The organism is Rhodoferax sp., from assembly GCF_010365055.1.
Classification (GTDB): domain Bacteria; phylum Pseudomonadota; class Gammaproteobacteria; order Burkholderiales; family Burkholderiaceae_C; genus Rhodoferax.
Window position 1 is genome coordinate 1 of the sequence record NZ_JAAFHA010000148.1, and the last position, 6,264, is coordinate 6,264.

Annotated in this window: 6 protein-coding genes and 2 pseudogenes; 1 reads left to right on the forward strand and 7 read right to left on the reverse strand. The window is 58.2% G+C overall.

Annotation, left to right across the window (positions count from 1 at the left end; all coding sequences use genetic code 11):
- Nucleotides 1–93: 93 nt before the first annotated feature.
- The 6 genes and pseudogenes from GZ093_RS19680 to GZ093_RS19705 all read right to left on the reverse strand — a co-directional run.
- Nucleotides 94–699, reverse strand: a pseudogene (locus GZ093_RS19680) (Vi polysaccharide biosynthesis UDP-N-acetylglucosamine C-6 dehydrogenase TviB); the annotation flags it as partial.
- Nucleotides 700–749: 50 nt separating this feature from the next.
- Nucleotides 750–1,853, reverse strand: a complete 1,104-nt coding sequence (gmd, locus tag GZ093_RS19685) for a GDP-mannose 4,6-dehydratase (protein ID WP_296489330.1) — start codon at nucleotides 1,851–1,853, stop codon at nucleotides 750–752.
- Between the two features lie 12 nt (nucleotides 1,854–1,865).
- Complete coding sequence (locus GZ093_RS19690) at nucleotides 1,866–2,474, reverse strand: ORF6N domain-containing protein (RefSeq protein ID WP_296489332.1); 609 nt, start codon at nucleotides 2,472–2,474, stop codon at nucleotides 1,866–1,868.
- A 63-nt stretch (nucleotides 2,475–2,537) separates the two neighbouring features.
- Entirely contained in the window at nucleotides 2,538–3,515 is a 978-nt protein-coding gene (locus tag GZ093_RS19695; protein WP_296489334.1) for a GDP-L-fucose synthase, read from the reverse strand.
- Nucleotides 3,512–3,874, reverse strand: a complete 363-nt coding sequence (locus GZ093_RS19700; protein WP_296489335.1) for a MarR family EPS-associated transcriptional regulator — start codon at nucleotides 3,872–3,874, stop codon at nucleotides 3,512–3,514. Before GZ093_RS19700 ends, GZ093_RS19695 begins: the two co-directional genes overlap by 4 nt.
- A gap of 183 nt (nucleotides 3,875–4,057) precedes the next feature.
- Nucleotides 4,058–5,224: a Wzz/FepE/Etk N-terminal domain-containing protein gene (locus GZ093_RS19705; protein ID WP_296489336.1), complete on the reverse strand. Its 1,167-nt coding sequence runs from the start codon at nucleotides 5,222–5,224 to the stop codon at nucleotides 4,058–4,060.
- 102 nt (nucleotides 5,225–5,326) lie between these two features.
- Here GZ093_RS19705 and GZ093_RS19710 point away from each other — a divergent pair, with 102 nt between their 5' ends.
- Nucleotides 5,327–5,653, forward strand: a complete 327-nt coding sequence (locus GZ093_RS19710; RefSeq protein WP_296489337.1) for a hypothetical protein — start codon at nucleotides 5,327–5,329, stop codon at nucleotides 5,651–5,653.
- Between the two features lie 2 nt (nucleotides 5,654–5,655).
- On the opposite strand, the pseudogene GZ093_RS19715 reads toward GZ093_RS19710, so the two are convergent.
- Nucleotides 5,656–6,264: pseudogene (locus tag GZ093_RS19715) on the reverse strand (ribonuclease Z); the annotation flags it as partial.

The following is a 6,264-nucleotide window of genomic DNA, read 5'->3' on the forward strand; positions in this document are numbered from 1 at the left end:
CAGGGGCCTGATTAAAAAATCCCAAAACCAGAAACTTCCAAACAGGGTCAGTTTCAGTGGTCGGGGAAATTACAGAACGAATGTTGCACTACCGATGGAACTGGCCTTGTGGGTGCCGGCGGTGATGATTTGTTTGTAGAGTTGGTCAACCGTATCGGCCACTTCAGGCGTGCTACCACTGGTAACCTTTTTGATGCTGGGCAGGCGGTGCTCTTTGTCGCCGGGGTTGATGCGCTCGGGGCTGTAGCCACAAAAAAAGTCGACGTTGAATCTTTTGCCGCTGAACTTTTCGAGTATCGGCACGCAGACCTCTTCAGTTGCACCTGGGTACACCGTGGACTCGTATATCACGATGTCGCCTTGCTTTAGCACTTTGCCTACCGTTTCGCTGGCCCTGACCAGTGGTGTCAGGTCCGGGCGATTGGCTCTGTCGATGGGGGTGGGAACGGTGACGATGAACACGTTGCACGAACTAAGGGCAGCAGGGTCGGTGCTGAACTGAAGTTTGTTGGCGTGGGCCAGTTCTTCAGGCGTGGTCTCCAAGGTGCGATCTTGCCCGGTGCGCAACTCTGAAATGCGTTGGATATTGATGTCAAAACCGAGGGTACGGAACTGTTTACCAAATTCAACCGCAAGCGGCAGGCCAACGTAACCTAGGCCAATGATGGCTATGTGAGTTTGTTCCAGGGAGGTATTCATTTTGCTATATTTTTGACTGCTCGGAAGCACTATTAACATTGGCTATTCGCCTATTCAACGCTCACATTCACTGCATACCCATTGGCCTTGAGCAGCGCGTGCTGTTTGGCCTGCGCCAGATCGTGAGCCACCATTTCTTTGCACATTTCTTGAGCCGTGATCTCGGGCACCCAGCCGAGCTTTTGTTTGGCTTTGCTGGGGTCCCCCAGCAGGGTTTCGACTTCGGTAGGCCGAAAGTAACGGGGGTCAATCTTGACAATGGGTTTGTCGTTCCAATAGCCCACCTCGTTCACGCCAGTGCCTTCCCAGCGCAGGGGCATGCCCAGCTCAGCAGCCGTCCATTCGATAAACTGGCGCACGCTGTATTGCACGCCGGTGGCGATGACAAAGTCATCGGGCTGGTCTTGCTGCAACATCATCCACTGCATGCGCACGTAGTCTTTGGCGTGGCCCCAGTCGCGCAGGGCGTCGATGTTGCCCATAAACAGGCAGTCTTCCAGGCCCTGGCTGATGTTGGCCAGGCCGCGGGTGATTTTGCGGGTGACGAAGGTTTCGCCCCGGCGTGGGCTTTCGTGGTTGAACAAGATGCCGTTGCAGGCATACATGCCGTAGGCCTCGCGGTAGTTGACGCATATCCAGTAGGCGTAGAGCTTGGCCACAGCGTAGGGGCTGCGCGGGTAGAAGGGCGTGGTCTCGCGTTGCGGGGTTTCTTGCACCAGGCCATAGAGTTCGCTGGTGCTGGCCTGGTAAAAGCGGGTTTTCTTTTCCAGCCCCAGGATGCGGATGGCTTCCAGAATGCGCAGGGTACCCATGCCGTCCACGTCGGCGGTGTATTCGGGGCTTTCGAAACTCACGGCCACGTGGCTTTGGGCGCCGAGGTTGTAGATTTCGTCCGGCTGGGTTTCCTGGATGATGCGGGTCAGGTTGCTGCTGTCGCTCAGGTCGCCGTAGTGCAGCTTGAAGCGGGCGTTGTCCACGTGCGGGTCTTGGTAGATGTGGTCAACCCGGGCGGTGTTAAAGCTCGATGCGCGGCGCTTGATGCCGTGCACGGTGTAGCCTTTTTCCAGCAGGAATTCGGCCAGGTAACTGCCGTCTTGGCCGGTGATGCCGGTGACGAGGGCCACTTTGGGGGCGGTTTTGGGAGGGGTAATCATTAATGGTACAAGTTAACTTTTTGTATGTTTTTCAATTGAGGCTGTGAAACCGATAGGGCGACTGGGTGGGTCGACCGGCTTCATCAGCTCGCGCAGAGCGTCAAAGACCTGTTTGAGTTGATTGCGCGTGTTGCGGCTGAAGGTGTCGTGCTGCATGGAAATCAACTCGGTCTTTTCTTCCAACTCACTTAGCCGTTTGGCCAGGTCGCTGTGGGTGGCGGCCAGTTCGCGCACACGCACGAACGTACGCATGATCTCGATATTGACACCAACGGCGCGTGGACTACCCAAAACTGACGACAACATCGCCACGCCTTGCTCGGTAAACGCATAAGGTGCCGTTCGGCGTCCGCCACGCCCAGTCTTTGAGGTCACAGTTTGTGACCTCAAAGCGGCAAACTCATCTACCGAGAGTTGAAACATGAAGTCTTGCGGGAAACGCGCTAGATTGCGTTTGACCGCTTGTACCAGCACCTTGGTCTGCACACCGTACAGCTCCGCCAGGTCGGCGTCGAGCATCACGCGCTGTTCGCGTAGCAGAAAAATACGCCCGCCGATCAGCGATTGCAGCGGTGCAACCATCTGCTTGTCAGTGATGTGGGTTGCTTTTGAGGCTGGCATGTTAGCGTGTGGGGTCAGGAATTACTATTTAATTAATAGCGTATTACGCATATTCTACGGGGGCTATCGGCCTATTTGACTTAAGAAATCTGTATAGGCCAGTGCCAGGCCGTCTTCCAGCTTGACCTGGGCTTGCCAACCCAGCGCGTTCAGCCTGCTGCTGTCCATGAGCTTGCGCGGGGCGCCGTCGGGTTTGCTTGCATCAAAGTCAATTTCACCCTGGTAGCCCACCACCTGGCCGACGGTGCGCGCCAGTTCGGCAATGGTGATGTCGCTCCCAAAGCCCACGTTGATGTGGCTTTGCATGGGGCTGGTGTGCGCCTCAATGGTGGCCTTGGGCAGGTTCATCACATGCACGCTGGCTCTAGACATGTCGTCCACATACAAAAACTCTCTAGACGGGGTGCCGGTGCCCCAAATGGTGACCTTGGGCGCCTGGCTGACCTTGGCTTCATGAAAGCGGCGGATCAGCGCAGGGATAACGTGGGAGTTTTCCGGATGGTAGTTGTCACCAGGGCCATAAAGATTGGTGGGCATGACGCTGCGGTAGTCCACGCCGTGGCTGGCGCCGTATTGGCGGTTATAGCTTTCGCAGAGCTTGATGCCGGCAATTTTGGCAATGGCGTAGGGCTCGTTGGTGGGTTCCAGCGGGCCGGTGAGCAATGCATTCTCGGCCATGGGCTGCGGGGCTTGGCGCGGATAGATGCAGCTTGAGCCCAAAAACAGCAATTTTTGGACACCGTTTTGGAATGCGGCCTCAATCACGTTGGCCTGCATCATCAGGTTTTGGTAGATGAAGTCGGCCGGGTAGGTGTTGTTGGCATGAATGCCGCCTACCTTGGCGGCTGCCAGATAGGCCTGCTCAGGCTTTTCGGCCGCGAAGAAGGCGCGCACTGCGGCCTGGTTGGTGAGGTCTAGCTCGGCATGGGTGCGGGTGATGATGGTTTCCGGGGCGTGGCCTTGCTTGAGCAACTGTCGCACGATAGCTGAGCCCACCATGCCTTGGTGGCCTGCGACGTAGATTTTGGCTGACTTGTTCATGGTTTTTCGCTGGCTGGTTCGCCACTCACTTCAAGCTGCAGTGCAGAAATTTCGGCTTGCAAATGCTCGTATTCCGCCATTTTGCGTTTCAGAAAACGCGCCGTAATGGCACTTTTTTCAGAGATGCCGAATGGTGTGAGCAAGTAGGCGTAAGCCAGTTTGTTCTGGCTCTTGCGAAAGCTCTGCATCTTGATCAAGCCCTTGTCGAGCAAGGCTTTGAGGCAATAGTTGACTTTGCCCAGACTCACGCCCAGCGCCTCACTCAGTTCGCGCTGATTCAGCTGCGGGTTGGCCTCCAGCAGGCGCAACACTTGGAGGTGCGTGTCTTCTTGGGGCTTGAGTTGCTGGGCTGCGGGCATGGAAATATGTGGCTGGGGGCGGGCGGCTTGCGGCGCACTTACTGCTTGTTCAATAATTGAACAAGTTTAGCATGGGATAGTGATGGGTCTGCCTCACTGATACAAGGCAGCCGGCATTTCACTTCGTTTTCGATAGCGCGCTGCGCACGTCTGACGGGGGCTACAGGCTGATTTTATGCAATATCAGCTTGGACGTCCAATGGCCTTGGTCCAGGCCCGACGTAAACGGGCCAGCTTCTCAGCAGATTCCTGGTCTTGGCCCGCACCTCGCAGGGCTTGGCGGATGAAGACGAAGAGCAGCAGCGCAAAGCCGACAGCCAGCGTGGTCATCAGGGCGATCAGCGCCTTTTTGGGCTTGCTCTTGCGCTCGGGCGGCTGGGCGACGTCCAGCACTTGAATCACCGCGCCTTCGCGGCTTTCGTCGATGCGGGCCATTTCATACTGCTTGGCGAACATCTCAAACAGGGTTTCGTAGTATTTGAAGTCGCGGAATTTGGCGATGTAGTCGCTGTTTGCACCGCCGGTGGCGGGCTCGGATTGTTCCGCCCGACCGAGTTGACCGCGCAAGGCCGACAGCTCGGTTTGGGCCTGTTTGAAGTCCGGCGCGGATTCAGTCAGGTAGCCGCGCATGGAGGCAAGCTTGATTTCTTGCGCGGTGATTTGCGCCCGCAACCGGGCAACGGCTTCTACCGCGGCGCCAGTGGACTTGAGCACGGAGCTGTTGACACCGCTGGCGCCCAGCGCCTGCTCGGCCTTGACGAGGTTGTCTTTGGCGTTGGTAAGCTGCTTTTCAAAGAAGACGCGGCGTTGCTGGGCTTCGGTGACGGCCAGGCGACCTAGGAGGAGGCCCAGTTCTTCGACATAGGCGTTGGCCAACTGGGCGGCAAAGGCGGGGTCCTTGTCGTCGATGTCAATGGTGATGAGGCCGTCCTTGCCGCTGGCGATTTTGCTGACATCTTCCAATGTAGTGCGGGCGTCCGTTTTGAGCTTGGATTCGTAGCGCTCCATCAGTTTGAAGCGCTCGATCAGCACGTCTTGCACGCTGCGGCTTTTGAGGAAGGCGACGTATTGGTCAGCCGGGTTTTTGAGACCGCTGGCCGCGCCGGCCAAACCGCCCAAAGCACCCAGGCTGGACAACATGGACGCAGCCGCGCTTTGCTGTTGCTGCGGCGGCATGAATTTGGTGGTGGCGGTAAAGGTGGGGGCAATGGCAAAGCTGATGCCCAGCGCCAGCAGGCCGGCGGTCAGGGGAGCGAGCACCAGCAGGCGCAGGTTGTCGGCGACGACTTGCAGCAGGTCTAGCAGGCTGATTTCGTCGTCTTCTTCGACGGTTTCGATGTTTGGGGTCATGGATTGGTTACTACTGTTTTTGCAGCCGCTGGCGCATATGGGACGACGGCTAGTTTAGCGGGTGTTTTTTGGGGGGATTGGACGGCTTGGCCGCGCCCCGCCATGCCGGTCTTTGCGTTTTCTCAAATGGCCGGCCGTCTGCTCAACGTCTCATCGGCCGTAACCCTACGTTGGCTACAAGTGAAGGAGGCGGATATGCCGAAGGTTGAAGACGGTGAAAGATGGGCAGCGATGCAAGCCGACTGGCAGGCAGTGAACCAGGAGGCGCGCACGGCGCGGCTTAGAGTGACGCACGCTTTTGTAAAGGCCGCTGCGGGTGACGGTTCTGGCCCGACCACAGCTCAGTTTGATTTGGCGGAAAAACTTGAACTGGCTGCCGACGAAAAGCGGCTGGCACTGGACGAGTTTGTGAAACAGGCGTTCGGCTGACGTCAGGTGGCAGCCGCTGCCGCCTCGATCTCCCGGCGCAAGTCCGCCTCGCGGTCGGCGTAGCGTGGCGAAAAATGGAACGGAGTGACCAGTTTGGCGCCGGCCGCACGCGCGATGCTGCCGGCCTGGCGCGCGGTGAGATGATGTTTTCGGGCCGCATGATCGGCATCCTGGTCGAGAAATTTCAGCCACGGCCCGACCGCCAACCCGAGTTCGGCCAGCCGGTTCTTCCAAACGTTGACGTGTATCTTTTCCTCGACCGCGAAGCCGAGGCACGGTGTACCGTGGTCGAGAAACGCCGCACGCACGCGCAGCGCCGGCTCGTCGAGCAGCACGCCGCCCGGCAAATGCCGCGCCTCCAACGGCTCGGCGCGAAACCGGTTGCGGCAGCGCAGGCGGGTGCCGCGGGCCTGCCATTGGGCATCAAGCTCCCAGGCATCCATAAAAAAGTCGCCAGGGTAGTTGTCGACCAGGTTCCAGGTGTAGCCAGCGAGCTTGTGTTCGACTTGGGCCGCAAAACCCGGTGGGCCGTACAGGCGCAAGCTCGTATTGCGGCCGAGGCAGAGGCGAAGCAGCCGGTCGAAACCGAAAAAGTGGTCCATGTGGGTGTG